Source organism: Marinomonas profundi (genome assembly GCF_020694005.1).
Taxonomy (GTDB): domain Bacteria; phylum Pseudomonadota; class Gammaproteobacteria; order Pseudomonadales; family Marinomonadaceae; genus Marinomonas; species Marinomonas profundi.
In genome coordinates, this window is record NZ_CP073013.1 from 372,445 (window position 1) to 391,495 (window position 19,051).

At 45.0% G+C, this 19,051-nt stretch carries 20 protein-coding genes; 9 read left to right on the forward strand and 11 right to left on the reverse strand.

The features are described from left to right. Window positions 1-45: 45 nt before the first annotated feature. On the reverse strand, window positions 46-474 hold the full coding sequence (locus J8N69_RS01660) for an Lrp/AsnC family transcriptional regulator (protein WP_168825664.1): 429 nt from the start codon (window positions 472-474) through the stop codon (window positions 46-48). Window positions 475-630: 156 nt separating this feature from the next. Here J8N69_RS01660 and yjeH point away from each other — a divergent pair, with 156 nt between their 5' ends. Together yjeH and luxS are read left to right on the forward strand one after the other, a co-directional pair. Beyond that, a complete protein-coding gene (yjeH, locus tag J8N69_RS01665) occupies window positions 631-1,908 on the forward strand; it encodes an L-methionine/branched-chain amino acid transporter (RefSeq protein WP_168825666.1) in 1,278 nt (425 codons plus the stop codon). A gap of 65 nt (window positions 1,909-1,973) precedes the next feature. Further along, a complete protein-coding gene (luxS, locus tag J8N69_RS01670; protein WP_168825668.1) occupies window positions 1,974-2,486 on the forward strand; it encodes an S-ribosylhomocysteine lyase in 513 nt (170 codons plus the stop codon). 107 nt (window positions 2,487-2,593) lie between these two features. Here the strand turns inward: luxS and ilvN are convergent, their stop codons facing one another. Together ilvN and J8N69_RS01680 are read right to left on the reverse strand one after the other, a co-directional pair. Then, window positions 2,594-3,085: an acetolactate synthase small subunit gene (ilvN, locus tag J8N69_RS01675; RefSeq protein ID WP_012069034.1), complete on the reverse strand. Its 492-nt coding sequence runs from the start codon at window positions 3,083-3,085 to the stop codon at window positions 2,594-2,596. Between the two features lie 2 nt (window positions 3,086-3,087). Further along, window positions 3,088-4,800 (reverse strand): acetolactate synthase 3 large subunit, encoded by a 1,713-nt coding sequence (locus J8N69_RS01680; RefSeq protein WP_168825858.1) that lies wholly within the window; start codon window positions 4,798-4,800, stop codon window positions 3,088-3,090. 438 nt (window positions 4,801-5,238) lie between these two features. Between J8N69_RS01680 and J8N69_RS01685 the strand changes: the two genes are divergently transcribed. The 6 genes from J8N69_RS01685 to J8N69_RS01710 all read left to right on the forward strand — a co-directional run bounded on the left by J8N69_RS01685 (window position 5,239) and on the right by J8N69_RS01710 (window position 10,071). Next, entirely contained in the window at window positions 5,239-5,499 is a 261-nt protein-coding gene (locus J8N69_RS01685; protein WP_113917320.1) for a hypothetical protein, read from the forward strand. A gap of 61 nt (window positions 5,500-5,560) precedes the next feature. Next, entirely contained in the window at window positions 5,561-6,634 is a 1,074-nt protein-coding gene (queG, locus tag J8N69_RS01690; RefSeq protein WP_168825671.1) for a tRNA epoxyqueuosine(34) reductase QueG, read from the forward strand. A gap of 174 nt (window positions 6,635-6,808) precedes the next feature. Then, on the forward strand, window positions 6,809-7,804 hold the full coding sequence (gene moaA, locus J8N69_RS01695; protein WP_168825673.1) for a GTP 3',8-cyclase MoaA: 996 nt from the start codon (window positions 6,809-6,811) through the stop codon (window positions 7,802-7,804). A gap of 13 nt (window positions 7,805-7,817) precedes the next feature. Continuing rightward, entirely contained in the window at window positions 7,818-8,357 is a 540-nt protein-coding gene (gene moaB, locus J8N69_RS01700) for a molybdenum cofactor biosynthesis protein B (protein ID WP_168825674.1), read from the forward strand. Between the two features lie 5 nt (window positions 8,358-8,362). Beyond that, window positions 8,363-9,556 (forward strand): molybdopterin molybdotransferase MoeA, encoded by a 1,194-nt coding sequence (locus J8N69_RS01705; protein ID WP_168825676.1) that lies wholly within the window; start codon window positions 8,363-8,365, stop codon window positions 9,554-9,556. 89 nt (window positions 9,557-9,645) lie between these two features. Further along, window positions 9,646-10,071, forward strand: a complete 426-nt coding sequence (locus J8N69_RS01710; protein ID WP_168825678.1) for a hypothetical protein — start codon at window positions 9,646-9,648, stop codon at window positions 10,069-10,071. Between the two features lie 17 nt (window positions 10,072-10,088). Here the strand turns inward: J8N69_RS01710 and J8N69_RS01715 are convergent, their stop codons facing one another. After that, entirely contained in the window at window positions 10,089-11,009 is a 921-nt protein-coding gene (locus tag J8N69_RS01715; protein WP_168825680.1) for a LysR family transcriptional regulator, read from the reverse strand. 110 nt (window positions 11,010-11,119) lie between these two features. After that, complete coding sequence (gene serB / locus J8N69_RS01720) at window positions 11,120-12,037, reverse strand: phosphoserine phosphatase SerB (RefSeq protein WP_168825682.1); 918 nt, start codon at window positions 12,035-12,037, stop codon at window positions 11,120-11,122. A 146-nt stretch (window positions 12,038-12,183) separates the two neighbouring features. Between serB and J8N69_RS01725 the strand changes: the two genes are divergently transcribed. Next, on the forward strand, window positions 12,184-13,608 hold the full coding sequence (locus tag J8N69_RS01725) for an AhpA/YtjB family protein (protein ID WP_168825684.1): 1,425 nt from the start codon (window positions 12,184-12,186) through the stop codon (window positions 13,606-13,608). A gap of 84 nt (window positions 13,609-13,692) precedes the next feature. On the opposite strand, the gene rpoS is transcribed toward J8N69_RS01725, so the two are convergent. From rpoS to truD, 6 genes are all read right to left on the reverse strand, one after another. Next, window positions 13,693-14,694 (reverse strand): RNA polymerase sigma factor RpoS, encoded by a 1,002-nt coding sequence (gene rpoS / locus J8N69_RS01730; RefSeq protein WP_168825686.1) that lies wholly within the window; start codon window positions 14,692-14,694, stop codon window positions 13,693-13,695. A gap of 26 nt (window positions 14,695-14,720) precedes the next feature. After that, window positions 14,721-15,488: a peptidoglycan DD-metalloendopeptidase family protein gene (locus tag J8N69_RS01735; protein ID WP_227803941.1), complete on the reverse strand. Its 768-nt coding sequence runs from the start codon at window positions 15,486-15,488 to the stop codon at window positions 14,721-14,723. Window positions 15,489-15,629: 141 nt separating this feature from the next. Next, window positions 15,630-16,550: a DUF368 domain-containing protein gene (locus tag J8N69_RS01740; RefSeq protein ID WP_168825688.1), complete on the reverse strand. Its 921-nt coding sequence runs from the start codon at window positions 16,548-16,550 to the stop codon at window positions 15,630-15,632. Further along, window positions 16,543-17,208 carry a protein-L-isoaspartate(D-aspartate) O-methyltransferase gene (locus tag J8N69_RS01745; RefSeq protein WP_168825690.1) on the reverse strand — a complete coding sequence of 222 codons (666 nt, stop codon included), beginning with the start codon at window positions 17,206-17,208 and terminating at the stop codon, window positions 16,543-16,545. Before J8N69_RS01745 ends, J8N69_RS01740 begins: the two co-directional genes overlap by 8 nt. After that, window positions 17,205-17,951: a 5'/3'-nucleotidase SurE gene (gene surE / locus J8N69_RS01750; protein WP_168825692.1), complete on the reverse strand. Its 747-nt coding sequence runs from the start codon at window positions 17,949-17,951 to the stop codon at window positions 17,205-17,207. The genes J8N69_RS01745 and surE overlap by 4 nt, the downstream gene beginning before the upstream one ends. Beyond that, complete coding sequence (gene truD, locus J8N69_RS01755; RefSeq protein ID WP_168825694.1) at window positions 17,929-19,023, reverse strand: tRNA pseudouridine(13) synthase TruD; 1,095 nt, start codon at window positions 19,021-19,023, stop codon at window positions 17,929-17,931. The genes surE and truD overlap by 23 nt, the downstream gene beginning before the upstream one ends. Window positions 19,024-19,051 lie beyond the last annotated feature (28 nt).

Sequence of the window (19,051 nt, forward strand, 5' to 3'; positions counted from 1 at the left end):
TTCAGATCAACACCTCACCTTGTACTCTAATATTGTTCAACAGATTCACCATCGATCTAAACGCTTAGCCAAACACATGTGTGTCACAATTTTTTCAAGATTAGGCCAGCCGTCCATCTCACTGCGAATAACATTTAAACGCGCCATCGAACTGGCCTGAACCAATAACAATAAGTCTAAGTCTCCGCTGATCGAATGGGCGAGTTTCACTTCTGGGATAGCGGCAATAAGTGGCTGCACAAGATCGCAAGATAACGGCCTAAATGTTAAGGCTAAATAGGCTGTCACCCCATCCTCTTTTGAAACCGAGGTATGCGCATGATAACCCGTAATAATGTGATTATCCTCCATGCGCTTAATTCGCTCGGTGACGGCCGAACGAGACAAGTTCACCTGACGACTAATGTCTGAAACAGACAAGCGAGCATCATCCACCAATAACGCCAATATTTTTTGATCGTAATGATCTGCCACCTAGCACTCCTTTTTGTCTATTCATTCAAACTGACGTTTATTCCGGCAAAATGCGCCCCAATAGGGTCAACTTGCATAGGGTATTGTTAATGAGGTTATTTTATCCTTAGCGACAATAAAAAACAGCCACAGAATTTAACAAGTACAGGCAAACAAATGACCCAATACCAAAAAACACTCGGCCCATTACAAGGCATTGCCATGACGGTGACTACTTTCATAGGCACTGGACTGATGATTCTACCCGCCATGTCTGTTGCACAGGCTGGATCCTTTGCGTTTTACGCTTGGCTAATTACTGCCGCCATGATCATTCCCACAGCCTTCATATTTGCGTTACTGGGTGCCAAATACCCTTCTGCAGGCGGCGCCTCACACTATATAGGTCGTGCATTCGGCTCAAAGTACGAAAAAGCCGTAGGCTGGTTATTCTTGAGTATTTTGCTCGTTGGCCCTGCCGTCGCCATTAAAGTCGCAGCTGCCTATTTGACTATCATATTTAAAACATCGGATGAGTGGATTCTCGCCTTTAGTTTATTAACCCTTGCTGGCATGCTTTTCTTCGCTATCGTCGGCATGCAAACATCGGCACGCTTTCAAACTGGTATCGTCATTGTCATGATAGCCACCATTCTATGGTTATGCTTTATTGGCGATATTCTAGGCAGCCGTGAAGTCATTGAAGCCCCCGTAACCGCTTTTGAATGGCAACAAACACTGTATGCCACTGGCGTAATATTCTGGTGTTTTTTAGGCATTGAAGTCATGGCGCACATGGGCGCTGAATTTAAAAATCCAACACGTGATTTCCCCATAGCATTACTCGGCGGTATCACCATCGTCATTCTTGCTTACCTAAGTTTGGTGCTATTAATTGCTTGGCACCACACCTATGGCGACGAAGTGACAAACAGCCAATCCTTAGCCCTGTTGGTCAGTAAATTAGTAGGAGAAACGGGCAGTCGTCTTTTTGCCATTGGCGCTTATATTATCGCCTTTGCCAACGTAGCCATCTATATTTTAGGCTTTTCACGCATGGTGCAATCGATGGCGCAACAAGGTGCTCTACCTAAGACATTTGTTCGCCTTAATAAAAATGGCGCACCGGAAAAAGCCGTCTTTTTAGTTGGCCTTATCACCCTATCTTCTATTCTATTTTCCGAGTTATCAGACTGGAAAATGTCATGGTTCATTGAAATGACAAACGGCAGCTTTTTACTTATTTACACACTCACCTGCATTGCCGCGTTTAAACTGGTAAATCGTGCTGCACAACTATTGGCCATGGTTGCTTTAATAAGCTGCAGCTGCATGGTGTTTTTTATTGGACAAAGCATGTTATTCGCCGTTATTGCGTTTTGCTTAGCACTGGCCTATGAATATTGGCGATCGCCCAAAAGTCCCATCAAAGAAGCAAAACTTCATGTACAATAACAGCCATTGTTATAATGATTAATAAAGCAACGGCGACCCTGTTGCTCATATGTAGGAGAATTTATATGCCACTATTAGACAGTTTTCGTGTCGACCACACTCGTATGGATGCACCCGCCGTCCGCGTCGCAAAATCCATGTCGACACCAAAAGGCGATGACATCACCGTATTTGATTTACGTTTCTGCGTACCAAACGAAGAAATTCTTTCCGAAAAAGGCATTCACACTTTAGAACATTTGTTTGCTGGTTTTATGCGTGATCACCTCAATAGCGATAACGTCGAAATCATCGATATTTCGCCAATGGGTTGCCGTACAGGCTTTTACATGAGCCTGATCGGTACACCTTCAGAAGAAATCGTTGCGGTTTCTTGGAAAGCCGCCATGGAAGACGTATTAAAAGTCAAAGCCAAATCCGATATTCCAGAACTAAACGAATATCAATGCGGTACTTACGAAATGCATTCCCTAGAAGAAGCACAAGCAATCGCAAAAATGATCCTAGACCGCGATGTGAAAGTAAACAGTAATGAAGAGCTTTACCTAAGCGAAGCGTTCTTGAAAGAGCACAGCTAAGCACACTGAGCTAAGTACAAACAAAAAAGCCGCGCAATGCGCGGCTTTTTCAGTCTATCAAACTACTATTTTTAGTCTATTAGACCACGACAAGAACGGTAGGCGATTTACAAAGACAGTGTCTTTTCACCACGAGCAATACCGGACACACCAGTACGAACCACTTCAAGCAAATGAGCACCGCCCAAAGCCTGTAGGAATCCATCCAGCTTGTCCGACTCGCCGACGATCTGAATCGTGTAAATAGACGGTGTCATATCCACAATGTTGCCACGGAAAATATCTACCGTACGCTTCACTTCTGCGCGCTGAGCGCCCGTCGCACGAACTTTAACCAACATCAATTCACGTTCAATGTGCTGGCCTTCGGTCAAGTCCACCAGCTTTACCACGTCAATCAGCTTATTCAGCTGCTTAGTGATTTGCTCTACCACTTGATCAGAACCAAATGTCGTCAAGGTTAGACGAGACAAAGTCGGGTCATCGGTTGCCGCTACGTTCAAGGATTCGATGTTAAAGTTACGCTGTGAGAACAAACCAACTACTCGCGACAAAGCACCCGGCTCGTTTTCCATCAATACAGAAATAATATGTCGCATAATTAGGTTCGCTCCGTCTTGCTCAAGAACATATCGCGCATAGAGCCGCGAGGCACTTGCATCGGATATACATGCTCTTCTGGATCCACGTGACAGTTAATGAAGACCAATTGATCTGTCATCGCAAACGCTTCTTCCATCTTGGCATCGAGTTCATCTTTGGTCCGAATTTCAACGTACTTATGGCGATAAGCATCCATCAGTATTTTGAAGTCTGGCAATGAGTCCATATAGGAATTTGAGTAACGGCCTTCATAGTTCATGTCTTGCCATTGGCGAACCATGCCCAAATAACCGTTGTTCAAACACAAGATCTTCACTGGCAAACCGTATTGCAAACAGGTAGAAAGCTCTTGAATATTCATTTGAATACTGCCTTCACCGGTTACACAAACGACGGTTTCTTTAGGAAAACTCATCTTCACACCCATCGCAGCAGGAAGACCAAACCCCATGGTGCCTAGACCGCCAGAGTTAACCCAACGGTTTGGCTTATCGAATTTGTAATATTGAGCAGCGAACATTTGATGCTGACCCACGTCAGAAGCCACAAAAGCATCGCCTTTCGTGGCGCGCCAGCAAGCTTGGATGGCCGCTTGCGGCTTGATCTTGTCGCTACTGGTGTCATAACGACCACCATGCACCAAACGCCACTCATTGATTTGCTTCCACCAGCCAACGAGGGCTTCCGTGTTTGAGCTTTGACCTTCAACCAAAGACAGCATTTCTTCCAACACCTGACCAACAGGGCCCACAATCGGCACATCGGAACGAATGGTTTTAGAGATAGCCGCAGGGTCAATGTCAATATGGATGATCTTGGCACCAGGGCAGAATTTATCCGGGTCATTCGTCACACGGTCATCAAACCGCGCACCAACCGCAAGAATCACATCACTGTGATGCATGGTCATATTTGCTTCGTAAGATCCATGCATACCCAACATACCAACAAATTGCTTATCGGTTCCTGGGTATCCGCCCAAGCCCATCAAAGTATTGGTAACAGGCACATTCAAAGACTTAGCCAATTTCACCAACAAATCCGATGCCCCACCCATAATAACGCCACCACCCGCATAGATGATTGGACGTTTAGCGGTTAGTAACAGATCCACTGCTTTTTTGATCTGACCGCTATGGCCTTTCGTTGGTGGCGTATACGAGCGAATCGAAACCGATTCTGGGTATTTATATTCGTATTTGTCGCCAGGCATAGTCATGTCTTTTGGCACATCAATCACCACCGGGCCAGGGCGACCTGTGCTGGCAATGTGATAGGCTTTTTTCATGATCATGGGGATTTCAGAAGGGTGCTTAACCGTAAAGCTGTGCTTCACAATGGGACGTGACACACCAATCATATCGGTTTCTTGGAACGCATCTTCGCCGATCAGGTAGCTCATCACCTGGCCACAAATAATGACCATGGGAATAGAGTCCATGTAAGCTGTCGCAATCCCCGTCACCGTATTGGTTGCCCCTGGGCCGGATGTTACAAGAACTGTACCTGCTTTACCTGTCGCACGCGCATAACCATCCGCCATGTGCGTTGCCGCTTGTTCATGCCTAACCAAAACATGCTTTACATCAGACTGACGATGCAGAGCATCGTAAATATGAAGTGCAGCACCGCCTGGATAACCATAAATATACTCAACTCCCTCATCTTTGAGGAAGCGGGCGATCATTTCACCACCGGATAATAACTCCACCTTGTTACCCTCTATAGTATTCATCTGTCTTTAAATTTTAGTGTCGCTATTGTAACCGCATAAGACAAACAGATTAAAGTTGATAGAACGAAGTTTGCTAAACTAACTGAGGTAACTTTTAAAAAAACAACCATTTACATAAAAGTAAGAAACACTCAAACGCAACAAATCGCAGTTTTTACACTGCCCGCGTTTTTTCGCGAGGAGAAGTGTAAGATGACAGTATTGCGTCATATTACACTTGTGCTTAATCAGAACAAATCTGACCGAGATGAGCTAGTGGCCCATAAAAAGGAGTCATCGACAGGGTGTCGTCGAATTATATAGCGTTTCATTCTGTCTTTACGCCCTTATTTTGTCAACACAAAGCGTATAAAAACTTGCTCTAACCCACGCTTCATGGTGTCATAGCGGCATAAATTGATTAGGAGTTTTACCATGGCTAATGAGCTTAACCAACAACGAGTTATTGATGAGTTTTCACGCTGTTTTCGTAAGATGCTTATGGATCCAGAACTCGCTGGAGAATTAGTCCGCATCGCCAAAGAAAATATTAACCAGCCAAACGCTTATCAACGTATTGCTGAAGAAGTATCCAACCAAACGACGATTAAAATCCAAGAAGAACATACAGAAGCCGATCGTAAATTCATCAAACTCTTGATGGATGTGGTTAAAGGCGACTCTCAGCTTTACTAATTTTTTTGCTCTTCACGCTAGGCGTTTCTTCTAGCCTAGCGTCTAATGTGTCGGTATTCACTTGCTTCCTTCGTTTTTATCCAGTCCAGAAGAATTAAACCAGCTTGCTGATGACATTAAATCATCGGCAATTGAATTGGGCTTTGCTGATGCACGCATTGTCGAACCCGATCTCGCGCAATACAAAAATGAGTTCAACCAATGGCTTGATAACCAATACCACGCTGGCATGGATTATCTTGCCAATCATGGCGATATGCGCTTTTACCCTGAGCAGTTACACCCGGGAACGCGCCGAGTTATTTCGCTGCGTATGCATTATCTTCCTCAGTCTGTCGAAACCGTTGAAAGACTAAAAACCAAAGACAAAGCCTATATTGCACGCTATGCCTTGGGACGTGACTACCATAAATTAATCCGCAAACGCCTCACTCAGCTGGCTAAAAAAATAGAACAACAAGTCGGCGATCATGGCTATCGCGCCTTTGTTGATAGCGCTCCCATTTTAGAAAGGCAAATTGCCGAACAGGCGGGCATGGGCTGGATTGGCAAAAACACCCTGTTATTAACGCCAAAGGCTGGCAGCTGGTTTTTGCTCGGTGAGATATTCACTAACCTACCACTTCCTGTCGACCAACCGACCGAGACCCGACATTGCGGCAGCTGTACCGCCTGCCTGACTCAGTGTCCAACCGATGCCTTTGTTGAACCTTGGGTACTGGATGCGGGAAAATGCATTTCCTATCTCACCATTGAGCATAAAGGCCCCATTCCAGAGGAACTTCGCAGTAAAATGGGCAATCGGATTTTTGGCTGCGACGATTGCCAGCTAGTCTGCCCTTGGACAAAGTTCGCCAAATACACCGAAGAAGATGACTTTCAACCTAGACACAATCTTGATTCAGCTGACTTAGTAGAACTATTTGAATGGGATGAAGCCACCTTCTTGAAAAACACCGAAGGCTCGCCAATTCGCCGCACAGGCTTTGAGAACTGGCGTCGAAATATTGCCGTCGCGCTCGGCAATGCCCCCACCCATTCGGTCACCATTCAAGCACTAGAAAATGCCCTCCCTCACGCCTCTGAATTAGTGAAAGAACACATTGTGTGGGCTCTCAAACAACACAAAGACTAGATTGCCCAGACCAAACGGCTCAACACAATGTCATCTATACACACTTTTCGGTTTTAACAAGAGCCCCCTATAAATGAAATAATGCCAAAAATATCGCCCTAAATTTCGTTAGCACTTTGCTAAATGCGCGTTTTTTTGCTTTGATGGACATCTATATTGTGAGGTGCTTTTCTCTTGGCTAGGTCCGCTTTAATTGATCCTTTTGGTCGAAAAATAGACTACTTACGCATTTCTGTCACTGACCGATGTGATTTTCGCTGTACCTACTGCATGGACGAAGACATCACTTTTTTGCCTAGAGAGCATATTTTGTCTTTAGAAGAAATTGTTCAGGTAGCCAAAACCTTTATCGCTATGGGCACAAAGCGCATTCGCATTACCGGTGGCGAACCTTTAGTGCGCAAAAATATTCTCTGGGCCATTGAGCAAATAGCCAATACCGACGGTTTAGAAGAGCTCACCATTACCACCAATGGCTCACAACTGTCTAAAATGGCAAACAGCCTACTCGATGCTGGTGTATCGCGTATTAATATTAGCCTCGACACACTACAAGCCGAGCGTTTTTACGCCTTAACTCGCAGAGATAAATTTCAACAAGTTATCGACGGCATAGAAGCCGCCAGTAAATTACCCTTCAAGCGCTTAAAAATTAACAGCGTGATGCTCAAAAATCATAACGATGATGAACTTCATGATCTTGCTCAGTTTGCCTTAGATCACAACATGGACATCAGCTTTATTGAAGAAATGCCGCTGGGCATTATCACTGACCATAATCGTGCCGCCACTTACTTATCCAGCGACGATGTTATCGAAACGCTTGGCAAACACTATTCACTGACACCAAGTTCAACCACCACCAGCGGCCCGACACGCTATTATCAAGTCGCAGGTTATGACCATAAAATCGGCGTTATTTCCCCCCACAGCCATAATTTTTGCGATACCTGCAATCGTGTCAGACTGACAGCCGAAGGCCGTTTATTACTCTGCCTAGGCAATGAGCATTCGAAAGATTTAAAAGACGTCATTCGAAACCCTTCTGTAGAATCAATATCATTAGAAAGCGCCATCATTGACGCTTTAGCACTGAAACCACATAAACATCATTTTAATCTCGATGAAGCCCCCCAAATATTACGCTTCATGAGCGCAACAGGAGGCTAAACAAGGAATTCCCATGGCTAAAACACCAACCCCCTTTCGTCCACTCAATATTAGCGTCTTAACCGTTTCCGATACTCGATCCATTGCCGAAGACACATCTGGCGATGCGCTCATTGAGTTACTCACAACCGCTGGCCACACACTCCATGAACGAAAGCTAGTCAAAGACGACGTTTACCAAATGCGCGCCGTGGTGTCTAACTGGATCGCTGACCAAGAAACCCATGTGGTGTTAATCACCGGCGGCACCGGCTTTTATTCACGCGACAGCACGCCAGAAGCCATGACGCCCTTGTTCGATAAAACCATCGAAGGCTTTGGCGAACTGTTTAGACAAATTTCTCACACCGAAATTGGCACCTCCACTATTCAGTCACGCGCCATTGCCGGATTGGCTAACCAAACGCTTATTTTCTGCTTACCAGGGTCAACCGGTGCCTGCAAAACCGCTTGGAATGGCATTTTAGAAGAACAGCTCAATGCCTCTCACAGACCTTGTAATTTTGTCAGCATGTTAATCGGGCCCTATTCCACCAACCAGCACGAGGCATAACCTCTATGTCGACTTTGCTCGCTTTTGAAGACGCTCTGGAAGAAATTAAACGCAGCGCTAGCGTTCGTGTAGAGCAACAGACAATTCCCCTTATAACGGCTGTTGGACGTATTCTAGCAATGGATGTGATCGCCGGACTCTCTGTCCCACCCCACGACAACAGCGCAATGGACGGCTACGCCATTGCCTGTACAGATTGGCAGACAGGAAAACCCTTTACTGTTAGCCAACGTATTGCCGCAGGACAGCATCCTCAACCATTAACGCCTGGCACCTGTGCGCGCATTTTCACCGGTGCCAATATTCCAAATGGTGCCAATACGGTGATCATGCAAGAGAACGCTCAGCTCAGCGGCGAAAAAGTGGTTTTCAATGAACCGCCAGAACAAGGAGATAACATCCGTCCTAAAGGACAGGATGTGCAAAAAGGTCAAACCGTTATCAACGCCGGTGAAAAAATAACCCCCATGCACATTGGCCTACTGTCTAGCCTCGGTGTTACGGATGTGACTGTCTATAAGCCACTGAAGGTTGGCATACTCACAACAGGGGATGAACTTATCCCCGCTGGTGAAAACTTAAAAGCGGGGCAAATTTATAATTCCAATGGCCCCATGCTAAGCGCTCTTGTGATACAAGCAGGTCACCATGTTAGCCATTGCATTCACGCCGCTGACACACTAGAAGACACCAAAGCAGCATTGAAAACCTTGACACAATCCTGCGATGTTATTTTATCTTCGGGTGGCGTGTCAGTCGGCGAAGAAGATCATGTCAAAGGCGCACTCGAACAACTCGGCAAGGTGCATTTGTGGAAAATCGCCATCAAACCCGGTAAACCACTTGTTCATGCCACCCTTCAGGGCGTTCCCTTTCTTGGCTTACCGGGAAACCCAAGTTCGACCTTGGTGACTTATCATTGGTTTGCCCGCCTTTTATTGGCAATTTGCTCAGGGCAAATCGCAGAGCGCCCTCAGTCTTATCTTGTTGACGCAGGCTTTAATGGCGGTAAAGCGATCCAACGAGACGAATTTTTACGCGTTTCAATTGGCAAAGATGGCCTAGCTTATGCGCACTCCCAACAAAGCTCTGGCGCACTACTGGCGGCTTGTGAAAGCCAAGGCTACTTGCATGTCAAGGCAAACACGCAAGTCGAATACGGGTGCGCCTATTCTTTTTACCCTTTCTCTGGTTTCTGAATTTCCTCTTTTCCAATATCTCACCTAAACTACTTAATAGCGTACTAAAAACGGGTGCGCTGCTTCCTTCCTGCTTAAAGGCGACTTAAATGAGAAATCTAGAATGGGAATCGTCTCTTTATGAACATCAACACGCGATGATCAAGCGGCTCGACGCTTTCAGAAAAGGCGCCAAAGCCGTTGACTATACAAAAGATGACATCATGATTATCGAGCACTCTTTTCAATTGCTCGTGGCTTCTATGCTAGATCTTGCGCGATACGTTTTAAAACACCATTACGACACTGACATTCGCTTACGCAAAGACGTACTTAATGCTCTCATTGCGCACAAAGAAGTCACTTATGAACAGGCAGAGCAAATCCGCACACTCATCTTATTGAGAGACAACATTTTACAGGATTACCTAGAAGAGAATTTTGCAGATTTAAAAGAAGCAATGACACTAAGACGTTACAGTTTAGTAGAAGTCTTAACAAAAGAATGGACCACACGTTTATCCAACTTGGCTTGATAAACGCAAAAAACACATTACAACGAAGCCTCTAAAAAAGCTTGCCTTAATAAACCACGAAACCAAACATGCGCAGCATCCTGTTGGAAACGCTCATGCCAAATCATTGAATAATCAAATTCACGCGTTATAAACGGCAATTCATGCAACACCATATCAGGCACAGTGGCCACCATATCCTCAGCGAAAAGCTTAGGGACAGTCAACAATAAGTCACTGTCCATAATCACTCTTGCTGCAGGCACGAAATTCGGTAAATGCACAGCGACATGGCGTTTATGACCGATTTTGTCTAACTCCCGGTCAACCGCAAAGTACTCACGACGACCCAATACCACTTGTACATGGCTTGCTTGCAAGTAACTCTCCAAGGTCAACTCGTGCTGAATGGCAGGATGATCTTTACGCGCCAAACACACCATACGATCACTCTTCAAACGCATGGCTCGAATACCGGCTGGCGGCTCCTTAGACAACACAGCCACCGCCACATCAATATTCGTCTGATCTAGCTCTGCCACCATGTCTTCGTGCCACGATTTAACATCCAAAATAGCACTCGGTGCCTTGTGACGAAATTGATCGAGAATTTTTGGCAATACCGTCAAAGTGCCAAAATCGGTTGTGGACAAAATAAACCGACGCTGGCTGCTTTGAGGGATAAATTCACTGGGTTGAATTAGGCTTTCTAGCCCTTTTAATGTTTCAGCCAAGAATGGCGCTAAACTTTGTGTTTTCGCCGTCGCCGATAATCCATGAGAAGTACGAATAAACAAGGGGTCGCCAAACACATCACGTAAGCGCGATAAGGATCGACTTACAGCCGGCTGAGAAACATTAAGCCGCGTCGCCGCCTTGGTAACGTTAAGCTCTTCGATTAAAACCTGAAGGACATAAAGTAGATTTAAATCGATATCAGATAATCTTATCTCTGACAAAACAGCACCTCAACCAAGCTTGTTATCATTATAGTTTAGAATCGTTATAACCTAGAATCATAACAAGCTTTTAAGAGGGACAATAGCAGTCTTTTTAGTCAGTAAAAAAATCACTTACTGACAAGTACTTCTCGAATTTGTGCCGATGTCATGCCCAATAAGTATAAAATACCATCCAACCCAAGATTGTTCATTGGACAAGGGGCCTGCTCTCGCACTAAAGGTTTGGCATGCAACGCCACCCCCAACGCAGCATGGTTTAACATCAACAAATCATTCGCCCCATCACCGCAGGCAATGGTTTGGGACCAATCAATTGTTTGTTTTTCGACAATGTCGGTCAATAGCCGCTTTTTACGCTCGCCATCAACAATTTCACCTAAGTGTTTACCCGTCAAAGTATGATGTTGAATTTCCAGCACATTGGCATGCACTTCTGTCATCCCATATTCGGCTTGGACTCGATCGGCAAAATAAGTAAAGCCGCCGGACAAAATCGCCGTATGCCAACCATAATGATGCAGTACTGTCATCAGGGTCGAAATGCCGTCCATGTGCTCAATTCTATTATAAACACCGTCCATGACGTCGCTGCGCAACCCTTTTAACAAGGCTAAGCGCTGCACAAAGCTTTCAACGAAATCAATCTCGCCACGCATAGCGCTCGCAGTAACAGCTGAGATTTGCTCTCCAATCCCCGCCTCAACCGCCAATTCATCCATCACTTCCGCTTTGATCAATGTGGAGTCCATATCAAACACCGCCACACCTGCCGCCTGAATATCCAGCCTAGTTGCTTGGTAAATATGATCCATTCCTGTCTCGTTCGACAAAGCAAGCAATTCCGCTCGGATAGCAACACTGTCACTCACCGGAGCACTTAACATCACTTGCACAACATCAACAAGATCGTCATTATCCGTTAACTTACGCGGCATCCCACGTAAGTTACGCGCGCCTAACCAGAGATTAAATTGATCAAGGTATTCTGGGGACAAGATTCCCATAAGAGTAATACTGGCAGACATAAAGGCTCCTAATTCAATAAGACGCCTACTATAGCAAATCGTTTTCTTTTCGCTAAGCACCAGTTCTACTTTAAAGAATTCAGAAAACAGCCGTTATGATGTGTATACTTTACTCACTGCTCTACCCATCATCCCAAAGGAAGTGAATGGACACCCAACCAAAAACCAAGGCCACCTTAGCTTTTCTACGAAAAAGACTCAGTGCCTCCGTCATCACCGTCACGACATTTATCTCATTAATGGTTTTTACTGTGTGCATTTTTTGGTACACGATGACCAGTGCGTTGGATAATTATTTATCCCAACAAACCGAAGTACTAGGCAGCAGCCTGGCCACCCAAGCCGCCTTCAATGCCACACAATCAATCCTAAACAATGACTTATTAAGTTTAAATGTCCTACTCAACCGCCTGGTCGTTGATGACAATATTTTAAGCGCGCGTGTATACAACAAAAAAGACGAGCTACTCGCCGAAGCTGATAGCAGCATGGCTGGAATAACAGAACAGAACTTCAGACCAACAGACAAACGCAGCGTCTACAGCTCAAGCATAAAATTTCGAGACGAAATTGTCGGCCACGTATTAATCACCCTTGATAAAACCCCTGCTCAGGCCACATTACAACATCTAAACCGCCTATTAATTGGCGTGGCAATCTTTACATCAACCATCTCTTTATTGCTTATTATTCTAGTGACTCGGTGGCTCTTTGCCCCGATAAATACCACCACTAACGCCCTACTTACTTTAAGTAAAGGGCACAAAACAACCACGTTCCCGGAACCCATTTACACCGAGGGAAAGGCGCTCTATCACGCCTTCCAAGCCGCACAAAAACCGCAACCAGCAAAAGAAGTAGCAAGTAAAACGCCTCAAACTGAAACCGACGCAGTAACCTCTATGAATGTCGCCAAAGCCCAGTTTGAAATGAATTTTGACGCTATTTTTGAAGAATCGAGACAGCGTAGTTGCGTTCTTTACTTTGACATTATCAACACGGAAGAATGGCATGAAAGCATGACGCCACTGCAGTTTTCCAATCTATTAACGCCCGTTTATCGAGCCTTATTTCAAGCCAGCGAGCTGTATTTAGGACAAGTTCATCAATACAACAACAATTCGGCGGTTATCCTTTTTAGTGCCGCGCATTGCGACGATAACCTCTACATTAATGCGGTGAGTACAGCGCAACTCTTTTTAGGTCTCATGGAAAAACTGTTAGAAAGCGAACTTTACACAAGCGTTCCCGTGCTTAATTTTCATTTAGGGCTACATCAAGGCAACCCTCAAATCACCCATATGATTCAAGACAATCGTTTTGCCCCAGAAGAAATCCAGCCTCTTTTACAGGATATACAATTGCTAAGCCAATCAAAAAGCCTTAACAAATTAGTCATTAGCGATGACATCTTCACACTGTCTTATATTCAAAATCGTGTTTTTAGCGGGCTGCCAGAAATAATAGAAGAGAATGGCGAGGAAGTGCTGGCCTATGAAGTAAAAGGCATGTCAGATAAGTACAAACAGCAAATCCAACAACACATTATGGACATCGTTAATTCGAAGTAACACGACCCTAAACGGTCAAAAAACAAAAACCCGACTCTGCGGGTTTTTTCATTTCATAGCGTCTCAATCATTCATTGACGCACTTTAACCATCAATACGAATCACGTCATCCAAAGATAAACCTTCCTTGTCCATGATCATTCGCAGCTTACGCAAGGCTTCAACCTGTATCTGACGAACACGTTCTCGAGTTAATCCTATCTCTTCCCCAACATGCTCCAGTGTGCTTGCTTCGTGCCCCCTAAGCCCAAAACGCCGTGTAATGACTTCACATTGTTTTTCACTCAATTCATCAAGCCAAAGCTCAATACACTGCAATACGTCTCCATCTTGACGATCGGCCTCAGGGCCTTGATGAAGCGTATCGGCCAAAATTTCCACAAGACTTTTATCGTTATTGTCGCCGCCAAAAGTCGCATCAATAGAGCTGACTTTTTCATTTAAGCCAAGCATCTTTTGCACGTCCTCGACAGGGCAATCTAACATATCTGCAATTTCTTCTGGACTAGGCTCATGGTCTAGTTTTTGCGTGAGTTCACGAGCGGCTCGCAGATAAACATTAAGCTCTTTAACCACATGAATAGGCAACCGAATAGTACGGGTTTGATTCATGATGGCTCGCTCTATGGTTTGACGAATCCACCAAGTGGCATAAGTCGAAAAGCGAAAGCCTCGTTCAGGATCAAATTTTTCAACCGCACGAATCAGTCCTAAATTCCCCTCCTCAATCAAATCCAGTAAAGAGAGCCCTCGATTTAAATAGCGCCGAGAGATTTTCACCACCAAACGCAGGTTACTTTCGATCATGCGCTTGCGTGCTTTCTCATCTCCTTTCAAGGAAAGGCGAGCAAAATACACTTCTTCCTCTGCGCTTAGCAGTGGAGAAAAACCTATTTCACTCAAATAAAGTTGAGTCACATCTGGCGTTTTACTGGAATCCGGTTCGCTGTAACGCGCACTAACTGCCAACTCAAACTCTTCGTCAACCAGCTCTTCATCCTCAACATAGCCATCGAGCGTTTCGAAATCAAGATCCCCTTTTCCCGAAAGCTTAGCTTTTTCTTTATCCATATTTGCCAACTTCATGCCCCCTCCTAAAACGCTAATTTTACCTAATTGATTTTGGGTAAAACATTAAGTGGATCAATAGGCTGACCGTCTCTACGAACCTCAAAATGAAGCAACGGACGATCTTCCCCTTTACCGCCTACGACAGCAAGAGAGTCTCCTGCTCGAACGCTCTGTTTCTCTTTTACTAGAATTCTTTCGTTGTACGCATAAGCACTAAGATACACGTCATTGTGCTTTACAATAACTAAATTCCCATAGCCAATCAAACCACTTCCGGCATAAACAACCACGCCATCTGCCGCCGCTTTCACCATGGCCCCTTGTTCTGCTTTGATGTCTATACCTTTACTACTAACGCCAGCATTTGAAAAGCCCCTAGTGACTTTCCCATCAATTGGCCATGACCAATTACCTGATATTTTTTCGTCTTTAACATCGTTTTTGGATACCTCTCTGGGCGTCGTTGCTGCTGCTTTAGGCGCAGTAGCGGCAACAACAGGCGGCAACACAGTAGGTGTAACTTGTCTAGTTTGGACAATAGGTTGGGGAGTTGGTTCCGACTTATTCGCGGTGTTTGACGCCGTTTTAGACGTGCCACTAAAACGAATTTTTTGTTTAGGATAAATAGTGTATGGCGCATCAATGCGATTGGCTCTAGCCAACTCTTTGTAATCCAACCCATACCGAAAAGCGATAGAAAACAAGGTCTCACCACTTTGAACTCGGTGGTAACCAGATGAGGGAATAGAGGAAACAACGGCATTATTTGAAGCGTATGTTCGATCATTTTTCGTAGAATAATGCAGCACTTCATAAGAACACCCAGTCAACACGGCGCACAAAAAAACGACTCTGCTCAGCCGCAACATAGCGGCTAAAAAATCATCACACTTAACAACATTATTACAGATAATACGCTACCCCATCATCAACTCACCAGCATTGAATTGCTATTTGTCTGATTTTCGTAAAAATATGTAAGAAACAAGAATGACACTCAAAAAACCCATCACAATAAACACAACGGGGAGTAAAAAATCCTCCATCCAATAAAAATCTGGCAGCGCCCAGGGGAGCACAGGAGCCTCTTCCAACGGTATCTTCTTATCCCCTACCAAACTCCAAGTTTGCGTTACTTTCCAAGGCCACACCTTCACTAACGCACCCAACATAACCCCGGTAAGAATGGATAGCGTCATTGATCGCGCATGGTGCAGTAAATAATTAAGCACTTTCGAAAAACTCAACAGGCCGATCAAAGCCCCTGCTGCAAAAATCAAAATAACCACAAAATCCAGCGTTTTAACGGCGGATAAAATAAACCCATACATGCCCATCATGAGCAATAAAAAACTACCAGAAATACCTGGCAAGATCATCGCGCAGATAGCAATCATACCAGAGAAAAATACCGCCACTAGCGAGGTATTCAATTGGGTAGGTACAAGTAATGACAAGCTCGCTCCAATAGCGATACCCACTATCAGGCCAATAAAGTGACGCCAAGAAAAGCAGACTATTTGATGAAGTAAAAAATACGCCGACGCCAATATAAGGCCAAAGAAAAATCCCCACAAATAGCTAGGGTATACCGCCAGTAGATGAGTGATGACCCCCGCCAACAAAAAAATACTGGTGACAATACCAGCGCCCAAAGCAAGCAAAAATGTCCCATCGAAATGCCGCCATAAGGCCTTAAAGTCACCTTTAAACAACATACCAATACTGGCTGTATTGACACCGCTTAAAGCATTAATTAGCCGATCATACACACCCAGAATAAAGGCAATAGTGCCTCCAGACACGCCAGGAACAACATCCGCCGCCCCCATTAATACACCACTCAAATACACTTTCAGCCATTTAGGCATGTTCCATTCCTTCTAATAGGGGTACAAAAAATGCAGCTTCCGTCCCCAAACGTTTCCAACGATCGCCTTCTTTACGCCAACAGCCTATCTGTGGGCTTGGGTGATCAATTGGCATAATTAAAATACCTTGCGGTTTCAAACAGCGAGTCAGAGCCAACGGAATTTTGCTGGCCATCGCGGTAATAATAACGGCATCCATTTCTACTTTGTGAGGCCACCCAGTTTGCCCATCAGCAAACAAATACTCCACATTTTTCACCCCCATCGACGATAAGCGTTGCTTAGCTTGCAAATGAAGCCATTGCTGACGCTCAACGGTATGAACTTTATTAAAAAAATGTGACAAAATTCGAGTTTGATAGCCAGACCCCGTACCCACTTCCAATACTCGACCAAGACGAGCATACAACAATAACCACTGCGTCATTCGCGCGACGGTCAACGGCTGGCTAATGGTTTGATTACGACCAATTGGCAATGGTGTCGCAGAATAGGCCAAATGAGAAAAAGCAGGCTCCACAAACTTATGACGTGGCAGATTACCCATTAAAGCCAACAGCTCTTCATGGGCAATACCTTCGGCCCTAAGGTGCTGAATCATCTTAGTTGCTCTAGGTTCAGTATTGCTCACCAGCCAATTAAGGTCGTCTAAACTCATAACGTGACGGTATCAGTCCATTGTTGCAACGAAGATGTTGCCTCATAGCAGGTCATATCGGTATGAATAGGCGTAATCGATACGTAACCGTTTGCAATCGCGCAAAAATCCGTCCCTTCAGCGACATCATGAGGCTCAGACAAGGCGCCAATCCAAAAGCTTGGCAGACCTCTAGGGTGCTGAGCAGAGATAGGCGCTTGGGCCTTATGTCGATACCCTAGACGTGTCACTTGTATCCCTTTTAATGCTTCATAAGGAAGATCAGGGACATTAATATTCAACAAAATACCACTGGGCAAAGTCAATGTGTGAGAGTCCGTCAAAAGCTGCATAACAACCTTTGCCGCGGTATCAAAATGCTGATGCCCAACCAAGGACACCGCCAACGCAGGACGTCCCAAATGCCGGGCTTCCATCGCCGCGGCCACGGTACCAGAATAAATAACATCATCACCCAAGTTCGCCCCATGATTAATACCAGACACAACGATATCTACCTCACCATCAATCATCCCCGACAACGCAAGGTTAACGCAATCCGTAGGCGTTCCGTCCACACGATATTGATGCTTTTCAACCTCAATAGGCTGCACAGGCCGGGTAAGCGTTAACGAGTTACTTGCCCCACTGCGATTACGGTCTGGTGCCACGACTAAAACCTCGTACTCTTGGCGTAAATGTCGTGCTAGCGTTTGTATACCAACCGCGTCTAGGCCATCATCATTGGCGATCAATATTCTCATGATATTTCTCTGCTGACTTATCTGTAAAATCGATCATTTCACGCAAAATACTGGTCGCAAAACACCCTTTAGGTAAGGAAAACTCCACAATTAATTGCGCATTGCCTTCATGCTCCCTTAGCAATTCCCACGCCATATTCATTGGCACAAGGCGTGCTAAGCGGCTGTCTCGAGAAAGGTCGAAGGCGATTAAAGCCTCGACGATAGCGCCATCGTCAGCCAAAGACGTTTTTATCGCTAACTCACGCTGCGCACCAGTACCCGCTTCCCAGCCTTCACTGATCAGAGGTAAAACGGGGCTTATATGGCCACGCATCACACTTAAATGCATCAAGGCGCCCACCTCTTTTACTCGAAACTGCTCGTCTTTATGCTGGAACTGAGCAATATCGCCATCGCATAAGCGCATCCACATACCATTTTCAACTTGATCACTTAGTGCCTGATTAAAACACCAAGAGCGAATAGCCGATAACCAAAAAGACTCTGTCTTTGACAATTTGCGCCGGCTTTGCCGCCCTTTTAAGACAAAATCTTTGCCGTTGTGCAAATTATTACCGTTTATACCAAAACGCTGCGGCCCATAATAATTTGGTACACCGCTTTGCTTTATCAAATTTAAGCGACCTTCTAGCTCGTCCAGATCACCATTAATGCCACGCAATCTAATAACAAAACGATTCGCTAAATGCGCCCCCGTTCGAAGCTTTTTTGAATGCCGCAATTGCGCAATCACGCGCACACATTCAGGCTCTCTAAACGCGTCCTGAATGGTCGATAGATCTGGCTCTTGGTTCAAAACATGCAAACAAAACCACTGACGCGTGCAAGCATGACGGTCTTTTACGCCGCTGTAAGTAACCTTTGTGGGGGCAATACCTGCAATTTGCGCTAAGCGCTTAGCAAGGAAGTCGGTATTCACGCCTTGTTTTTCAATAAACACAAAGCAAAATTCACCTTTATCATCAGGCTCAAAACCTAACTGTTCTTCGACATAAAAGTCTTGTACATGGGTTTTCAAATCCCCAGTAACGGTCGGCTTAGACCAAGCGTATCGCCATTCGGTATTCATACACTGCCTTGATTAAAATAAACTCAAT

Coding starts and splice junctions, on each gene's coding strand:
- yjeH (WP_168825666.1), top strand. CDS start 631: ATGACCCAATACCAAAAAACACTCGGCCCATTACAAGGCATTGCCATG.
- luxS (WP_168825668.1), top strand. CDS start 1,974: ATGCCACTATTAGACAGTTTTCGTGTCGACCACACTCGTATGGATGCA.
- ilvN (WP_012069034.1), bottom strand. CDS start 3,085: ATGCGACATATTATTTCTGTATTGATGGAAAACGAGCCGGGTGCTTTG.
- J8N69_RS01685 (WP_113917320.1), top strand. CDS start 5,239: ATGGCTAATGAGCTTAACCAACAACGAGTTATTGATGAGTTTTCACGC.
- moaB (WP_168825674.1), top strand. CDS start 7,818: ATGGCTAAAACACCAACCCCCTTTCGTCCACTCAATATTAGCGTCTTA.
- J8N69_RS01705 (WP_168825676.1), top strand. CDS start 8,363: ATGTCGACTTTGCTCGCTTTTGAAGACGCTCTGGAAGAAATTAAACGC.
- J8N69_RS01710 (WP_168825678.1), top strand. CDS start 9,646: ATGAGAAATCTAGAATGGGAATCGTCTCTTTATGAACATCAACACGCG.
- serB (WP_168825682.1), bottom strand. CDS start 12,037: ATGTCTGCCAGTATTACTCTTATGGGAATCTTGTCCCCAGAATACCTT.
- J8N69_RS01725 (WP_168825684.1), top strand. CDS start 12,184: ATGGACACCCAACCAAAAACCAAGGCCACCTTAGCTTTTCTACGAAAA.
- rpoS (WP_168825686.1), bottom strand. CDS start 14,694: ATGAAGTTGGCAAATATGGATAAAGAAAAAGCTAAGCTTTCGGGAAAA.
- J8N69_RS01740 (WP_168825688.1), bottom strand. CDS start 16,550: ATGCCTAAATGGCTGAAAGTGTATTTGAGTGGTGTATTAATGGGGGCG.
- J8N69_RS01745 (WP_168825690.1), bottom strand. CDS start 17,208: ATGAGTTTAGACGACCTTAATTGGCTGGTGAGCAATACTGAACCTAGA.
- surE (WP_168825692.1), bottom strand. CDS start 17,951: ATGAGAATATTGATCGCCAATGATGATGGCCTAGACGCGGTTGGTATA.
- truD (WP_168825694.1), bottom strand. CDS start 19,023: ATGAATACCGAATGGCGATACGCTTGGTCTAAGCCGACCGTTACTGGG.